The organism is Mesorhizobium sp. M6A.T.Ce.TU.002.03.1.1, assembly GCF_003997275.1.
In the GTDB taxonomy this organism is placed as follows: domain Bacteria; phylum Pseudomonadota; class Alphaproteobacteria; order Rhizobiales; family Rhizobiaceae; genus Mesorhizobium; species Mesorhizobium mediterraneum.
On sequence record NZ_RZTI01000144.1, the window covers coordinates 1 to 14,516 of the forward strand.

Genomic DNA, 14,516 nt, shown 5'->3' on the forward strand with positions numbered 1-14,516 from the left:
GGCTGACATGGCGGCAGCCGAGCGCGAGGCGGCGGCGGGTGCCGCCCCGCGTGGGCGGCTGCGCGTCAACAGCTACGTGCCGTTCGGGCAGCACCGGCTGATCCCGCTGTTGCCGCGGTTCCTCGAGCGCTATCCGGAAATCGCCGTCGATCTGGTTTTGACCGACAGTGTCATCGACCTGTTGGAAGAGCGCGCCGATGTCGCGATCCGCGCCGGGCCGCTCGGCGAATCACGGTTGGTCGCCCGCAAGCTCGGGCAAAGTCCGGTGGTCGTCGTCGCCGCGCCATCCTACCTCAGGACGCATGGCACGCCCCGAACGCCTGCCGATCTCGATCATCACAACCGGATGGGTTTCTGCTTCGTGCGCCATATCGACGGCTGGCCTTTCGTCGGCGCAGCCGGCGAGACCATTGTCGTCCCGATCACCGGAAATGCGCTGGTCAGCGATGGCGAGGCGATGCGGCTGATGGCGCTCTCCGGAGCGGGCATCGCCCGGCTGGCGCGCTGGCATGTGGAGCCCGACATCGCCGCCGGGCGGCTGGTACCGCTTCTGGAGGACTTCAACCCCGGCGATGAGGAGCTCACCCATGCCGTCTATGTCGGCCAGGGCAAGCACTTGCCGGCGCGTGTGCGGGCCTTTCTCGACTTTTTGGTCGAGACTGTCCGGTTGTCCTGAGCCCAAAAAAGATCGGGAGCCCGCCGGCTTCCGAAACGTCAAGCCGAAGAGGAGATTGAACTACTTTTTCGGCGCAAAGGGCGCCGGTTGCCGGCCATCACGCTCATCACGAAGGGTTTTTGCCAGCCCTGGCAGAAAGGCGCCGCCTCAACCAACCAGGCGCGCCACGATCGCGAAGGCCGTCATGCCAAAGGCGACGGCGGCGAGCGGCAGGAGGAGCTCGACCACCGCCGTCTTGGCGCTCATGCGACCTTGCCCGGTATCGAATTCGCCGGTCATCCAATCCTCGAAGCTGTGGGCGGTCGCGGACGTCCGACGATGATGTCGAAGCCAGACGCGCCCTGCAATGGCGGGCAATGCCACCGAGATGATGATGAATCCGGTCATGACGACGAGAAGATAGTCGGTATAGCCGCCGTCCCCGAAGCCCGCCCAGGCCGACATCGCGTACCACGCGGCAAGGCCGACCATCGCCAGATAGACGTGCGGGTGCAGGCCGTTGGAGACATATCGGTTATGGGGAACGTGTTCCTTGCTCATGTTGCCCTCCTTTGGCATTGCAAAGGAACGGCCATGCTTGGTCGCTCGGGTTCTCCCACGGAGCTAGCGCGCAGCCCAGGCGTCGCAATGCGGTGCTATGACGCGGCCGCTACGATCGTCTAGCATTGCGACCGCGTCGGTGCCGTGAGGCCGAATGGAGGTCAGATAGCCCAAGGGTTGAGGACCGTCACCCCGGTATCGTTGAAGTCGGCGACGTTGCGCGTAACCAGAATGAGGTCGTGGACGAGCGCGGTCGCGGCGATGAGCGTGTCGGCGCTGCCTCGTGTGCGACCTGCTGAAATGCGGCCCCAGGCCAAGGCGACCTCTTCGGTAACCGCAAGGATGCGATCGGCATTATCTCGGCGAAGTTCTCGCAACCAAAGATCAAGACGCGTGCCTCGTTCGGGATCGACTTTACGCAACTTGACGATCGCGCGTTCGATCTCGCCGATGGTGATAACGCTGAGACTTATCGAATCCGGGTCTATGGAAGCCAGCCAGGCAGTCGGCTTGAGTAAGCGTCGTTCCACATCCGAAACGATGTTCGTGTCAAGCAGGTACATCAGAGGTCGATGTCGCGGATCATCGTATCCGAGCGACGGTTGACCTCCTCGGCAAAATCATCATCCCAGACCGGACCGGTCAGAAGATACTCTGCCAGCGTCTTCTTTTTTCCCGCCAGACGGTCATAGTCTTCGGCAGAAAGCACCACTGCTGCGCGCTCGCCGCGCAGGGTTACCGTCTGCGGTCCTTCGCTGCGTGCACGCTGAACCACTTTGGAGAAGTTGTTCTTTGCATCCTGAAGGTGCCAGTTCATTGGTCTCTCCTAGCTAGCTTGGCTAGATATATACCTGACATGTCTGGACATCAAGGCTGGACAAACGGTGGCAAAACGAAACGTCCGTTAACGGCTACCGAAGATCGCCGAGCCGATCCTGACGCTGGTGGCGCCGAAGGCGATCGCTGTCTCGTAATCGCCGGACATGCCCATCGAGAGCTTTTCTACCTTGGCCTCAACCCCAAGTTTCTCCAGCAGGGCGAAATGCGGGCCGGGATTCTCGTCGGCCGGCGGAATGCACATCAGACCTTCGATGGCGAGGCCATGAACCGTGCGGCAACGGGTGACGAAGGCGACGGCCTCACGCGGTTCGATGCCGGCCTTTTGCGGTTCCGAGCCGGTGTTGACCTGGACGTAGAGCCTTGGCGACCGGCCTTGTCTGGCGATCTCCTTGGCGAGTTCGGCGGCGATCTTCTCGCGATCGACCGTCTCGACGACGTCGAACAGCGCGACCGCTTCCTTCGCCTTGTTCGATTGCAGCGGACCGATAAGATGCAGCTCGATGTCGGGGAAAGCTTCCTTCAGCGCCGGCCATTTTCCTTGTGCTTCCTGGACGCGGTTCTCGCCGAAGATACGCTGGCCGGCCTCGATGACCGGGCGGATATCGTTGGCGTCGAAGGTCTTCGAGACCGCGACCAGCGTCACCGCGCCGGCCTGCCGTCCCGCCTCGCGCTCGGCAGCGGCGATCTTCGCCTTGACCGTGAAAAACTGTTCGACGGCGCTCGTCATGCCTATATCTGCCTCTAGTTTTGATACTCGCCGGATCGCCGCAGTTGACGGGTCCGGCAATCCATGGTGAACACCGCGACGACATTTCCTGAGCCGCCGGGCATTGTCCGGCCGTTCGCGCATGCTTCTAAGTGAAAAACATCCGATGGCAACCGAACGATACAACCCGCGCGCATCAGAGCCCAAATGGCAGAAGGCCTGGGACGCCAAGAAGCTGTTCGAGGCTGACAACGACGACCCGCGCCCGAAATACTACGTGCTGGAGATGTTCCCCTATCCGTCGGGGCGTATCCATATCGGCCATACCCGTAACTACACGATGGGCGACGTGGTGGCGCGCTACAAGCGGGCCAAGGGTTTCAACGTGCTGCACCCGATGGGCTGGGACGCCTTCGGCATGCCGGCCGAGAACGCGGCCATGCAGAACAAGGTCCATCCCAAGGACTGGACCTATCAGAACATCGCCGTCATGCGCGAGCAGCTCAAGGTCATGGGCCTGTCGCTCGACTGGGCACGCGAATTCGCCACCTGCGATGTCGACTATTACCATCGCCAGCAGATGCTGTTCCTCGATTTTGTCGAGAAGGGTCTGGTGACGCGCAAATCCTCCAAGGTCAACTGGGATCCGGAGGACATGACGGTGCTTGCCAACGAGCAGGTCATCGACGGACGCGGCTGGCGCTCGGGCGCGCTGGTCGAGCAGCGCGAGCTGACGCAGTGGTTCTTCAAGATCACCGACTATGCGCAGGATCTGCTGGACTCGCTCGAAGGCCTCGACGACTGGCCGGAAAAAGTGAAGCTGATGCAGGCGAACTGGATCGGCCGTTCGGAAGGCCTGCTGATCCGCTGGCCGCTGGCCACCCCAGCTACTGGCCCAGCTACTGGCAAGGTGATCGACGGCGAAGATGAGCTGGAGGTCTACACGACGCGGCCCGACACCATCTTCGGCGCCTCCTTCATGGCGGTCGCAGCTGATCATCCGCTGGCGAAGAAGGCGGCCGAAAGCAACCCGGCGCTGGCCAAGTTCATCGACGAGGTTCGCCACATGGGCACTTCGGTAGCGGCACTGGAGACGGCCGAGAAGAAGGGTTTCGATACCGGTATCCGCGTCGTTCACCCATTCGACGCCAACTGGACGCTGCCTGTCTACGTCGCCAATTTCGTGCTGATGGAATACGGCACCGGCGCCATCTTCGGCTGTCCGTCCGGTGACCAGCGCGACCTCGACTTCGCCAACAAATACGGCCTGCCGGTCATCCCGGTGGTGATGCCGGAAGGCGAGAATCAAGGAGACTTCCAGATCATTGACGAGGCCTATGTCGGCGACGGCGTGATGATCAATTCGCGCTTCCTCGACGGCATGAAGCCGGATCAGGCGTTCGACGAGGTGGCGAAGCTGCTGGAACAAAGGACCATCGGCAACCGGCCGATGGCCGAGCGCAAGGTGAACTTCCGCCTGCGCGACTGGGGCATTTCGCGCCAGCGCTACTGGGGCTGCCCGATCCCGATGATCCATTGCGAGGATTGCGGCGTGGTGCCGGTGCCGAAGGCGGACCTGCCGGTCAGGCTGCCGGACGATATCGAGTTCGACCGGCCGGGCAATCCGCTCGACCGCCATCCGACATGGCGGCATGTCAAATGCCCGCAATGCGGCAAGGATGCACGCCGCGAAACCGACACGATGGACACGTTCGTCGATTCGTCGTGGTATTTCGCGCGCTTCACCGCGCCCTGGGCGAACGACCCGACCGATCCCAAGGCAGCGACTGAATGGCTGCCGGTCGATCAGTATATTGGCGGCATCGAGCACGCCATCCTGCACCTGCTCTATTCGCGCTTCTTCACCCGCGCCATGCGCGAGACCGGCCATGTCGATCTCGCCGAGCCGTTCAGGGGACTGTTCACGCAAGGCATGGTGGTGCACGAGACCTATCGGGTCGGCAGTGGGTCGAACAGCCGCTGGCTTGCGCCCAGCGAGGTGCGGCTGGAGGACGTCGACGGCAAGCGCCGCGCCATCGAAATCGCGACCGGCGAAGAGGCTGTAATCGGCCCGCTCGAAAAAATGTCGAAGTCGAAGAAGAACACGGTGAGCCCGGAAGAGATCACCGACGGCTACGGCGCCGACACCGCGCGCTGGTTCATGCTGTCGGACTCGCCGCCCGAGCGCGACGTCGAATGGACCGACGAAGGTGCGGCCGGCGCGCATCGCTTCATCCAGCGCATCTGGCGCCTGGTGTCGACGGCCGCCGAATCGCTTGCCGGCACCCAACCGGCAGCGGCGGAGGAGGGCGAGGCGGGGACTGTTTCCAAGGCCGCGCATAAGATCCTGAAATCCGTCGGCGAGGATATCGAAAAGCTCGCCTTCAACCGCGCCATCGCCCGCATCTACGAGCTCGCCAATGCGCTCACAACGCCGCTCAACGAGGTGGCCGAAGGCAAGGCCGGTGCGGCGCTGAAAGGTGCCTGCCGGCAAGCCGTCGACATCCTTGTGCATCTGATCGCGCCGGTCATGCCGCATCTGGCCGAGGAATGCTGGCAGACGCTCGGCGGCACCGATCTGGTCGCCGAACGGCCCTGGCCGGTCTACGATCCGTCGCTCGTCGTCGACAGCGAGATCGTGCTGCCGGTCCAGGTCAACGGCAAGAAGCGCGGCGATTTGACAATTGCCCGCGACGCGGACCAAGGTGCGGTCGAAAAAGCGGTTCTGGCTCTCGACTTCGTGCAGAAAGCGCTCGAAGGTAAGGCGCCGCGCAAAGTGATCATCGTCCCGCAGAGGATCGTCAATGTCGTTGCCTGACTTAGGGAAGACAGAAGTGACGTATTTGCTGCGCCGTATCGCCCTTTGCGGCCTGGTCGCTTCGGTTGCGCTGGTTTCGGCCTGCACGGTGCGCCCGCTCTATTCGAGCGCGCCGCTGTCGGCCGGGTCGCAAGTTGGCGCTGCCGCCGAACTCGGGTCCATCTCGGTCAAGCCGGTCAACACCCGCTACGCCCAGCAGGTCCGCAACAATCTGATCTTCGCGCTCGGCCAGGGTGCGGGGGAGCCGGCTTCGCCCGCCTATTCGCTCGATCTCGGCGTTAGCGAGCTTGTTGAATCCGCTGCAATTGTGCAAGTCACGACCGATGAGGACGAGCCGACGGCGGGCACGGTGATACTGACCGCGAACTATGTGCTGACCGACGCCAAGACCGGCACGACCATCGCGACCGGCAAGCGCTCGATAGCGTCGTCTTTCGACAAGCCCCGTCAGGAGTTTGCCTCCTACCGGGCGCAAATCGACGCCGAGAACCGCGCGGCGCGCGAATTGGCGGAGCTGCTGCGCCTGTCGATCGCCCAGGATCTGGTCAAGCACGGCAAGACGGTGGCGGGTTAACTTTCCGGCCTCGATCAAGACGTTCCGGTTCTCGCCCACAGCCGCTTGCTGGCGCACAAAAAAGGCCGATTGCTCGGCCTTTTTTCATGAACGCGGCGTCTTGATTTCAGCCGATCTTCTGGCCGGTCTTGGCCCAGTCGGCGAGGAATTGCTCCAGGCCCTTGTCGGTCAGCGGGTGCTTGACCAGCGCCTTTAGCGTCGCCGGCGGCGCGGTGATGACGTCGGCGCCGATCAGCGCGGCCTGCTTGACATGGTTCACCGTGCGCACCGAAGCGGTCAGGATCTCGGTCTGGAAATCATAATTATCGTAGATGGTGCGGATGTCCGAGATCAGTTCCATGCCATCCCAGCCGGTGTCGTCGATGCGGCCGACGAAGGGCGAGATGAAGGAGGCGCCGGCCTTGGCGGCGAGCAGCGCCTGGGTCGCCGAGAAGCAGAGCGTGACGTTGACCATGCGGCCGTCCGACCGGATATCCTTACAGGCTCTCAGGCCGTCGAGCGTCAGCGGCACCTTGATGCAGACATTGTCGGCGATCCTGGCCAGGATCTTGGCCTCCGCCATCATGTCCTTGTATTCGGTGGCGACGACTTCGGCAGAGACCGGGCCCTTGACGATCTCGCAGATCTCCCTGGTGACGTCGGCGATCTTGCCGCCGGATTTGAGGATCAGCGAAGGATTGGTGGTAACGCCGTCGAGCAGCCCCAGATCGTTCAGGTCACGGATTTCATTGACATCGGCAGTGTCGACAAAAAATTTCATGGCGGGTCTCCTGAAGATTTTCATGTGCATGCCATGCACATTTGGGGTCGGCCTTTGCTCTAGACGAAAGTCGGGGCAAGGTCACGCCTCATGATCGAAGATTCGCCCTTTGTCGCAGCCGCGCCAGTGCTGGTGCCGATGCCCGCCGAGCGCCCCTACACCTATGCCGTGCCCGCCGGCATGCGCGTGGTGCCGGGCTCGATCGTGCGCGTGCCGCTTGGTCCGCGCCAGGTTGCGGGCATCGTCTGGGATGGCGCCGTCGAAAAAGTCGATGCCAAAAAACTGCGCCCGATCGAGCAGGTCTTCGACTGTCCGCCAATCGACCGCGCCATGCGCCGCTTCGTCGACTGGATCGCGCAATACACGCTGTCGCCGCCCGGCATGGTGGCGCGCATGCTGCTGCGGGCGCCGGAGGCCTTCGACCCGGAACCGTGGATCGAAGGGTTGCAACGCACCTTTGCCAAACCCGATCGGATGACGGGTGCGCGGATGCGCGTGCTGGAAACAGCCGAAGGCGGGCTTGCCTGGACGCGGTCCGGGCTGGCGCATGCGGCCGGCGTTTCGTCGACCGTCATCGACGGGCTGAAAGCGCAAGGCGTGTTCGAGACCGTCATGATCCCGCCGCGACCGGTGGTCGCAGCACCCGACCCGGGCTACGCCCAGCCTTCGCTGATGCCGGACCAGAGTGACGCGGCCGAGATGCTGCGCACCAATGCCACGGCCGGCGCATTCGGCGTCACGCTGCTCGACGGCGTGACCGGATCGGGCAAGACGGAGGTCTATTTCGAGGCGGTGGCGGCGGCGCTCGACCGTGGCAAGCAGGTGCTGATCCTGCTGCCGGAGATCGCGCTGACCCACGCCTTTCTCGAGCGCTTCCAGGAGCGGTTCGGCGCCAAGCCGGCGGAATGGCATTCGGACCTGCCGCCAAGGATGCGCGAGCGTGTCTGGCGGCAAGTGTCGGAAGGTGGCGTGCGCGTGGTTGCCGGCGCGCGTTCGGCGCTGTTTTTGCCTTTCAGGGAACTCGGGCTGATCGTCGTCGACGAGGAGCACGACCCCGCCTACAAGCAGGAAGACCGCGTCTTCTACAATGCGCGCGACATGGCGGTGGTGCGCGGCCATATCGGTGGCTTTCCGGTGGTGCTCGCCTCGGCGACGCCGTCAGTCGAGAGCCGGGTCAATGCGAGCCAAGGCCGCTATAGCAGGGCGGTGCTGTCGGCGCGCTTTGCCGAGGCGGCCCTTCCCGACCTGAAGACGATCGACATGCGCCGCGCCCCGCCGGCACGCGGCGGCTTCCTGTCGCCGGTGCTGCTTGGCCAAATGCGGCAGACGCTGGAGAAAAAGGAACAATCGCTGCTGTTCCTCAACCGGCGCGGTTATGCGCCGCTGACGCTGTGCCGGGTCTGCGGCCATCGCTTCGGCTGCCCGGTCTGCTCGGCCTGGCTGGTCGAGCATCGTTTTCGCGGCCAGCTGGTCTGCCACCATTGCGGGCACAATGAACGCCGTCCCGAGGCCTGCCCGGAATGCGGCACGCTCGATCATCTGGTCGCCTGCGGGCCGGGCGTCGAGCGCATCGCCGAAGAGGTCGTTGCGCATTTCCCCGACGCCCGAACCATCGTGCTGTCGTCCGACCTGATGGGCGGTGTTCGGCGGCTGAGGCTGGAGCTTGAAGCCATCGCCAATGGCGAGGCCGACATCGTCATCGGCACGCAGCTTGTCGCCAAGGGTCACAATTTCCCCAACATGACGCTGGTCGGCGTGGTCGACGCCGATCTCGGTCTTGCCAATGGCGATCCGCGCGCCGCCGAGCGCACCTTCCAACTGCTCAGCCAGGTGACGGGCCGCGCCGGAAGAACCGGCAAGAAAAGCCTTGGCCTGCTGCAGACCTTCCAGCCCGACCACCCGGTGATGCGGGCGATCGTCTCCGGCGACGCCGAGGCTTTTTACGAGCGCGAGATCACGGAACGTGAACGAGCGGCGCTGCCGCCTTTCGGCCGGCTCGCCGGCGTCATCGTCAGTGCGGCGACGCGGGCGGAAGCCGAAGGGCACGCCCGCGGCCTGCGGCGTGCCGCACCGCAGGCAAGCGACCTGTTCGTGCTCGGACCGGCCGAGGCGCCGCTGTCGCTGATCGGCGGCCGCCATCGCTTTCGCCTGCTGATCCAGGGCGAGCGGCGCGCTGACATGCAAGGGTTCATCCGAGCCATGCTGGCCGAGGGACCGAAGATACGGGGCTCGGTGCGTGTGCAGGTCGACATCGACCCGCAGAGCTTTTTGTGATGGGCGAAGAATTAAGCCCTTGGCCCGCCCTCGGCGAATGGGTTCAGGTACGGTACATCGAGGATGGCGAAATGCCGGACATTGGCTGTCAAGACAGACAGGCCGTTCAAACGAGCAGTCGCTGCGATCAAGACATCAGCCAAGCCCGGATTGACACCTCGTGCGATAGTTGCGTCTTCCAGTCGTCCGGCTTCTCGCGCGATTGCAACATCGACGGGGAGTATGCGCTGGTCAAATTCGATAAGTAAACTTTCGAACCAGCGGCTAATGCGTTCCACCTTCGCATGTCCGCCTGACCGCTTCAGTTTCGCGATGCCTCTTTCCACCTCTAGAATTACGATCGACGACATATGCCAGGAGCCACGCTCCCGTTGTTCAGCAATCCACTTCTGCACATGTTGAGGAATCGGAGTGCGGCCAGGTGCAAAGGCCGAGAGAAAAGACGTATCAAGCAGATAGTCGCTCAAAACTCGACTTCCCGCGATGGCGATTCGTTCCGCTCAAGCTCGATGCCACCTGGGTATTGAAGCAGGAAATCCACGAAGTCTTTTTGGCTGTTTTGCGGATAGAGCTTCCGTCCCTCATCGATCGGTACAACCATGGCTGTCGGCTTGCCGTGCTTGGTAATGACAGTAGGCTCGCCATTCGCCGCCGCCGCCACGAGCACGGAAAGGCTCGCCTTCGCTTCTCGTAGCTGCATTGTCTTCATGCGAGAACTCCTTGTGGTCTCATGTGGTCACAATATAGGAATCGCACAGGAAAAGGAACAGCCCATCATGAAAACCCTTGGCCTCATCGGCGGCATGAGCTGGGAATCGACAGCGATTTACTACCGCCTGCTCAACGAGATCGTGCGCGAGCGGCTGGGTGGGCTGCATTCGGCGAAACTGCTGCTGTGGTCGTTCGACTTCGCCGAGATCGCCGAACGGCAGCACGCTGGCGACTGGCAGGGGGCGGGCGTTCGGCTGGTCGACGCCGCGCGCAAGCTGGAAGCAGCCGGCGCCGAAGGGCTGCTGATCTGCACCAACACCATGCACAAGCTGGCCGACACGGTGCAGACGGCGGTGTCGATACCGCTCATCCACATCGCCGACGCCACCGCCGTTGCGATCAGCCAGGCCGGCGTCAAGCGGCCGGCGCTGCTGGCGACGCGCTTCACCATGGAACAGGATTTCTACAAGGGCCGGCTCACCGACAAATACGGACTTCAACCGGTGGTGCCTGATCAAGCCGGGCGGGATATGGTTCATCGCGTGATCTACGACGAACTTTGCCAGGGCATCGTCAGTACCGAATCAAAGGCGGCCTACGTTGATGAAATCGCTCGCCTGCGGCGCGACGAAAAGATTGACGGCGTCATCATGGGGTGTACCGAGATCACCATGCTGATCGGCCAGCCGGACTTCGACATTCCTGTGTTCGATACGACGCGCATCCATGCCGAGGCGGCGGTCGAATTCGCGCTAGGTTGATGCGCTTTTCCTAAAGTGCCGGCGCCATCTGGCGCATGTCTCTTCCTTCGCTAGAATGCCCGAAATTTCGAAACAGCCATTTACGAGGGGACAGTATGGAATTTGCGTTTCCATGGCCGATGAGCCAGGGCGAGTGGCTGGCGTGGTCGAGCGCTGTCGTGACGTTGCTGTTCGGCCTGCTGCTTTTCCTGGCGCCGGGGCTGGCCTTCCGCATCCTGCGGCTGCAGGTCAAGCCCGAGAAGGCGGCGGCGATCGCCGAAGGGCGTGGCAGGATGTCGGGCTTCTATCTCGGCGTTAGCCTGTGCTGCATTCTGCTGGCGCAGCCGCTGCTCTACATGGCGCTTGGCTTTTCCTGGCTGTTCACCGCCTTCGGCCGGCTGCTGTCGATGATGTCGGATGGCGCCAACACGCCTTTCAACTGGGTTTCAATTGTGGTGGAACTGGTGTTGGCGGCGCTGCCGCTTGCCTTCGCCTTCGGCTTTGTGCCTTGAATCAAAGGCTAATTCGGGGCCAGTCGTTGAGCTCGGCCGCCAGATGCGACAATAGTGCCTAAAACCATGCAGGACGACGCATTGCGGTCTTAAAATGCCTGTGCTAGACGGCAATCGACTTTCGGCCGGGGATAGCGGAAGCCGCGCCTCCGTGCTTGGAAAAATGCAGTAAGGTCAAAGATTTAGCCAGAGTTCTCGCTCGCGCCAATAATCTGCGGCCTGTCAGACAAGAGAAAAGACGGTCCGTGGCCCAATCGTCATCGCCAATCTCAGGTGTTGCAGAACGCTATGCGGGTTCGCTGTTCGAGCTCGCGCTGCAGGCAAACTCGGTTGCTAAGGTTGAGGCTGACCTCAACAGTTTCGCGACGATGCTCGAAGGCAGTGCCGACCTCACCCGTCTGATCAATAGCCCGGTGTTCTCCAGCGAGGACCAGGCCAGGGCCATTGCGGCGATCGCCGACAAGGCAGGGATCACCGGCCTCACCGGAAATTTCCTGCGCGTCGTCGCCCAGAACCGCCGGCTGTTCGCCATCCCTGGCATGATCAAGGCTTTCCGCCAGATCGCCGCCGAGCATCGTGGCGAGACCGCCGCTGAAGTCACCTCGGCGCATGCGCTGACGGCGGCTCAGCAAACCGAGCTGAAGGCGGCGCTGAAAAGCGTTGCCGGCAAGGATGTCGCGATCACCGTGACCGTCGATCCGTCGCTGCTCGGCGGGCTGGTGGTCAAGATAGGCTCGCGCCAGATCGATACGTCGCTCAAAACCAAACTCAATTCGCTCAAGCTTGCACTGAAAGAGGTCGGCTGATGGACATCCGCGCCGCGGAAATTTCCGCAATTCTGAAAGACCAGATCAAGAATTTCGGCAAGGAGGCCGAGGTCTCCGAAGTCGGCCAGGTTCTGTCCGTCGGTGACGGCATCGCCCGCGTCTACGGCCTCGACAATGTCCAGGCCGGCGAGATGGTCGAGTTCCCCGGCGGCATCCGCGGCATGGCGCTCAACCTCGAAGCCGACAATGTCGGCGTCGTCATCTTTGGCGCCGACCGCGACATCAAGGAAGGCGACATCGTCAAGCGCACCGGCGCCATCGTCGATACGCCTGTCGGCATGGGCCTGCTCGGCCGCGTCGTCGACGCGCTCGGCAACCCGATCGACGGCAAGGGGCCGATCCAGGCGACCGAGCGCAAGCGCGTCGACGTCAAGGCGCCCGGCATCATTCCGCGCAAATCGGTGAACGAGCCGATGTCGACCGGCCTCAAGGCCATCGACGCGCTGATCCCGGTCGGCCGCGGCCAGCGCGAGCTGGTCATCGGCGATCGCCAGACCGGCAAGACCGCGATCATCCTCGACACGATGCTCAACCAGAAATCGGTGCACGATCACGGGCCGGAGAAGGAAAAGCTCTATTGCGTCTACGTCGCCGTCGGCCAGAAGCGCTCGACCGTCGCGCAGTTCGTGAAAGTTCTCGAAGAGCGCGGCGCGCTCGACTATTCGATCATCGTCGCCGCCACCGCTTCCGATCCGGCGCCGATGCAGTTCCTGGCGCCGTTCACCGCCTGCACCATGGGCGAGTATTTCCGCGACAACGGCATGCATGCGCTGATCAGCTATGACGATCTGTCGAAGCAGGCCGTCGCCTACCGCCAGATGTCGCTGCTGCTGCGCCGCCCGCCTGGCCGCGAAGCCTATCCGGGCGACGTCTTCTATCTGCATTCGCGTCTTCTGGAGCGGGCCGCCAAGCTCAATGACGACAATGGCGGCGGTTCGCTGACGGCGTTGCCGATCATCGAGACCCAGGCCAACGACGTGTCGGCCTACATCCCAACCAACGTCATCTCGATCACCGACGGCCAGATCTTCCTGGAAACCAATCTGTTCTTCCAGGGCGTCCGCCCGGCAGTCAATGTCGGCCTGTCGGTGTCGCGCGTCGGCTCCTCGGCGCAGATCAAGGCGATGAAGCAGGTCGCCGGCTCGATCAAGGGCGAGCTCGCGCAGTACCGCGAAATGGCGGCCTTCGCTCAGTTCGGCTCCGACCTCGACGCCGCCACGCAGCGCCTGCTCAACCGCGGTGCGCGCCTGACCGAACTCCTGAAGCAGCCGCAATTCTCGCCGCTCAAGGTCGAGGAACAGGTCGCGGTGATCTTCGCCGGCGTCAACGGCTATCTCGACAAGCTGGCGATCGACCAGGTCAGCAAGTTCGAGCATGGCTTGCTCAGCCACATGCGCTCGGCCGGCAAGGAGGTGCTCGACGGTATCCGCAAGGAGAAGGCGCTGTCGGACGATCTACGCGCCAAGCTGAAGGCGGAGATCGACACCTTCGCCAAGACCTTCGCTTGAACGAAGCCGGACGGACGGGATCAGGTTTGAAGCATGCCTTCATTAAAAGACCTTCGTAACCGTATCGCCTCGGTCAAGGCGACGCAGAAGATCACCAAGGCGATGCAGATGGTCGCCGCGGCGAAGCTGCGCCGCGCGCAAGAGGCGGCGGAGGCCGCGCGCCCCTATTCGGAGCGCATGGGCGCGGTGCTGGCCAACATCACCCAGGCGATCGGCGGCGGCGGCGAGGCCCCGGCGCTGATGACCGGCACCGGCAAGGACGACGTGCATCTGCTCGTCGTCTGCACTGCCGAGCGTGGTCTGTGCGGCGGCTTCAATTCGCAGATCGCACGCTTCGCCCGCGACCACATCCGCAAGCTTCTGGCCAACGGCAAGAAGGTCAAGATCATCTGCGTCGGCAAAAAAGGGTTCGACATCCTGCGCCGCGACTACGCGGAGCTGATCATCGAGCGCGTAGACCTGCGCGAAGTGAAGACGCTCGGCTTCGTCAATGCCGATGCCATTGCCAAGAAAGTCATCCAGCTTTTCAACGGGGGCGGCTTCGACATCTGCACGCTGTTCTACTCGCAGTTCAAGTCGGTGATCAGCCAAGTCCCGACGACCCAGCAGATCATCCCGGCAGGTGTGGCTTCGGCTGCCGCCGAGACGACGGACGGCGGCAATGCCGTCTATGAATACGAGCCGGAGCCGGGCGAAATCCTCTCCGACCTCATCCCGCGCAACATCTCCGTGCAGGTTTTCCGTGCGCTGCTCGAAAATGCGGCCGGCGAGATGGGTGCCAAGATGAGCGCCATGGATAATGCGACACGCAACGCCGGCGACATGATCAACAAATTGTCGATCACCTACAACCGCCAGCGGCAGGCGCAGATCACCAAGGAATTGATCGAAATCATTTCGGGCGCCGAGGCGCTCTAGGCGTGCTCCCACGAAGGTCTGTGACCTTCAATCGGATCGCGTGAGAAACAAAGAGACGAAAAGGGTAAAGACGATGGCGAAAGCAGCGACCCCCCAGAAGGCGGCCCCGAAG

At 62.9% G+C, this 14,516-nt stretch carries 16 protein-coding genes; 9 read left to right on the top strand and 7 right to left on the bottom strand.

The window, feature by feature from the left end; all coding sequences use genetic code 11:
* The coding region (locus EOC93_RS28435; RefSeq protein ID WP_127206274.1) for a LysR substrate-binding domain-containing protein at window positions 1-676 on the top strand (676 nt) is incomplete at its 5' end.
* Between the two features lie 147 nt (window positions 677-823).
* On the opposite strand, the gene EOC93_RS28440 is transcribed toward EOC93_RS28435, so the two are convergent.
* The 4 genes from EOC93_RS28440 to EOC93_RS28455 all read right to left on the bottom strand — a co-directional run bounded on the left by EOC93_RS28440 (window position 824) and on the right by EOC93_RS28455 (window position 2,783).
* Entirely contained in the window at window positions 824-1,216 is a 393-nt protein-coding gene (locus tag EOC93_RS28440; protein ID WP_127206275.1) for a hypothetical protein, read from the bottom strand.
* 161 nt (window positions 1,217-1,377) lie between these two features.
* Entirely contained in the window at window positions 1,378-1,779 is a 402-nt protein-coding gene (locus EOC93_RS28445; protein ID WP_095487587.1) for a type II toxin-antitoxin system VapC family toxin, read from the bottom strand.
* Window positions 1,779-2,033, bottom strand: a complete 255-nt coding sequence (locus EOC93_RS28450) for a type II toxin-antitoxin system Phd/YefM family antitoxin (protein WP_095487585.1) — start codon at window positions 2,031-2,033, stop codon at window positions 1,779-1,781. The genes EOC93_RS28445 and EOC93_RS28450 overlap by 1 nt, the downstream gene beginning before the upstream one ends.
* Before the next feature lie 87 nt (window positions 2,034-2,120).
* On the bottom strand, window positions 2,121-2,783 hold the full coding sequence (locus EOC93_RS28455; RefSeq protein WP_095487583.1) for a YggS family pyridoxal phosphate-dependent enzyme: 663 nt from the start codon (window positions 2,781-2,783) through the stop codon (window positions 2,121-2,123).
* Between the two features lie 145 nt (window positions 2,784-2,928).
* Between EOC93_RS28455 and leuS the strand changes: the two genes are divergently transcribed.
* On the top strand, window positions 2,929-5,580 hold the full coding sequence (gene leuS, locus EOC93_RS28460; RefSeq protein ID WP_127206276.1) for a leucine--tRNA ligase: 2,652 nt from the start codon (window positions 2,929-2,931) through the stop codon (window positions 5,578-5,580).
* On the top strand, window positions 5,567-6,154 hold the full coding sequence (gene lptE / locus EOC93_RS28465) for an LPS assembly lipoprotein LptE (RefSeq protein WP_127206277.1): 588 nt from the start codon (window positions 5,567-5,569) through the stop codon (window positions 6,152-6,154). Before leuS ends, lptE begins: the two co-directional genes overlap by 14 nt.
* A 106-nt stretch (window positions 6,155-6,260) precedes the next feature.
* On the opposite strand, the gene fsa is transcribed toward lptE, so the two are convergent.
* A complete protein-coding gene (gene fsa, locus EOC93_RS28470; RefSeq protein ID WP_095487577.1) occupies window positions 6,261-6,914 on the bottom strand; it encodes a fructose-6-phosphate aldolase in 654 nt (217 codons plus the stop codon).
* Window positions 6,915-7,004: 90 nt separating this feature from the next.
* On the opposite strand from fsa, the gene EOC93_RS28475 reads away from it, so the two are divergent.
* Entirely contained in the window at window positions 7,005-9,188 is a 2,184-nt protein-coding gene (locus EOC93_RS28475) for a primosomal protein N' (protein WP_127206278.1), read from the top strand.
* A gap of 11 nt (window positions 9,189-9,199) precedes the next feature.
* Here the strand turns inward: EOC93_RS28475 and EOC93_RS28480 are convergent, their stop codons facing one another.
* Both EOC93_RS28480 and EOC93_RS28485 read right to left on the bottom strand, forming a co-directional pair.
* The gene (locus EOC93_RS28480; protein WP_127206279.1) at window positions 9,200-9,655 is read right to left on the bottom strand and encodes a type II toxin-antitoxin system VapC family toxin; all 456 of its coding nucleotides are present in this window, start codon (window positions 9,653-9,655) and stop codon (window positions 9,200-9,202) included.
* Window positions 9,652-9,897 carry a type II toxin-antitoxin system prevent-host-death family antitoxin gene (locus EOC93_RS28485; RefSeq protein ID WP_095487571.1) on the bottom strand — a complete coding sequence of 82 codons (246 nt, stop codon included), beginning with the start codon at window positions 9,895-9,897 and terminating at the stop codon, window positions 9,652-9,654. Before EOC93_RS28485 ends, EOC93_RS28480 begins: the two co-directional genes overlap by 4 nt.
* Window positions 9,898-9,964: 67 nt before the next feature.
* Between EOC93_RS28485 and EOC93_RS28490 the strand changes: the two genes are divergently transcribed.
* The 5 genes from EOC93_RS28490 (at window position 9,965) to EOC93_RS28510 (ending at window position 14,404) form a co-directional block, all read left to right on the top strand.
* A complete protein-coding gene (locus EOC93_RS28490; protein ID WP_095487569.1) occupies window positions 9,965-10,660 on the top strand; it encodes an aspartate/glutamate racemase family protein in 696 nt (231 codons plus the stop codon).
* 95 nt (window positions 10,661-10,755) lie between these two features.
* Window positions 10,756-11,151, top strand: a complete 396-nt coding sequence (locus tag EOC93_RS28495) for a DUF4345 family protein (protein ID WP_095487567.1) — start codon at window positions 10,756-10,758, stop codon at window positions 11,149-11,151.
* Between the two features lie 245 nt (window positions 11,152-11,396).
* Window positions 11,397-11,957, top strand: coding sequence for a F0F1 ATP synthase subunit delta (locus EOC93_RS28500; protein WP_095487565.1), 561 nt, complete (start codon window positions 11,397-11,399; stop codon window positions 11,955-11,957).
* The gene (gene atpA, locus EOC93_RS28505; RefSeq protein WP_127206280.1) at window positions 11,957-13,486 is read left to right on the top strand and encodes a F0F1 ATP synthase subunit alpha; all 1,530 of its coding nucleotides are present in this window, start codon (window positions 11,957-11,959) and stop codon (window positions 13,484-13,486) included. Before EOC93_RS28500 ends, atpA begins: the two co-directional genes overlap by 1 nt.
* A gap of 33 nt (window positions 13,487-13,519) precedes the next feature.
* Window positions 13,520-14,404: a F0F1 ATP synthase subunit gamma gene (locus EOC93_RS28510; protein WP_127206281.1), complete on the top strand. Its 885-nt coding sequence runs from the start codon at window positions 13,520-13,522 to the stop codon at window positions 14,402-14,404.
* Window positions 14,405-14,516: the final 112 nt, after the last annotated feature.

Coding starts and splice junctions, on each gene's coding strand:
- lptE (WP_127206277.1), top strand. CDS start 5,567: ATGTCGTTGCCTGACTTAGGGAAGACAGAAGTGACGTATTTGCTGCGC.
- EOC93_RS28455 (WP_095487583.1), bottom strand. CDS start 2,783: ATGACGAGCGCCGTCGAACAGTTTTTCACGGTCAAGGCGAAGATCGCC.
- EOC93_RS28495 (WP_095487567.1), top strand. CDS start 10,756: ATGGAATTTGCGTTTCCATGGCCGATGAGCCAGGGCGAGTGGCTGGCG.
- EOC93_RS28510 (WP_127206281.1), top strand. CDS start 13,520: ATGCCTTCATTAAAAGACCTTCGTAACCGTATCGCCTCGGTCAAGGCG.
- EOC93_RS28485 (WP_095487571.1), bottom strand. CDS start 9,897: ATGAAGACAATGCAGCTACGAGAAGCGAAGGCGAGCCTTTCCGTGCTC.
- EOC93_RS28450 (WP_095487585.1), bottom strand. CDS start 2,033: ATGAACTGGCACCTTCAGGATGCAAAGAACAACTTCTCCAAAGTGGTT.
- EOC93_RS28475 (WP_127206278.1), top strand. CDS start 7,005: ATGATCGAAGATTCGCCCTTTGTCGCAGCCGCGCCAGTGCTGGTGCCG.
- atpA (WP_127206280.1), top strand. CDS start 11,957: ATGGACATCCGCGCCGCGGAAATTTCCGCAATTCTGAAAGACCAGATC.
- EOC93_RS28490 (WP_095487569.1), top strand. CDS start 9,965: ATGAAAACCCTTGGCCTCATCGGCGGCATGAGCTGGGAATCGACAGCG.
- EOC93_RS28440 (WP_127206275.1), bottom strand. CDS start 1,216: ATGAGCAAGGAACACGTTCCCCATAACCGATATGTCTCCAACGGCCTG.
- leuS (WP_127206276.1), top strand. CDS start 2,929: ATGGCAACCGAACGATACAACCCGCGCGCATCAGAGCCCAAATGGCAG.
- fsa (WP_095487577.1), bottom strand. CDS start 6,914: ATGAAATTTTTTGTCGACACTGCCGATGTCAATGAAATCCGTGACCTG.
- EOC93_RS28445 (WP_095487587.1), bottom strand. CDS start 1,779: ATGTACCTGCTTGACACGAACATCGTTTCGGATGTGGAACGACGCTTA.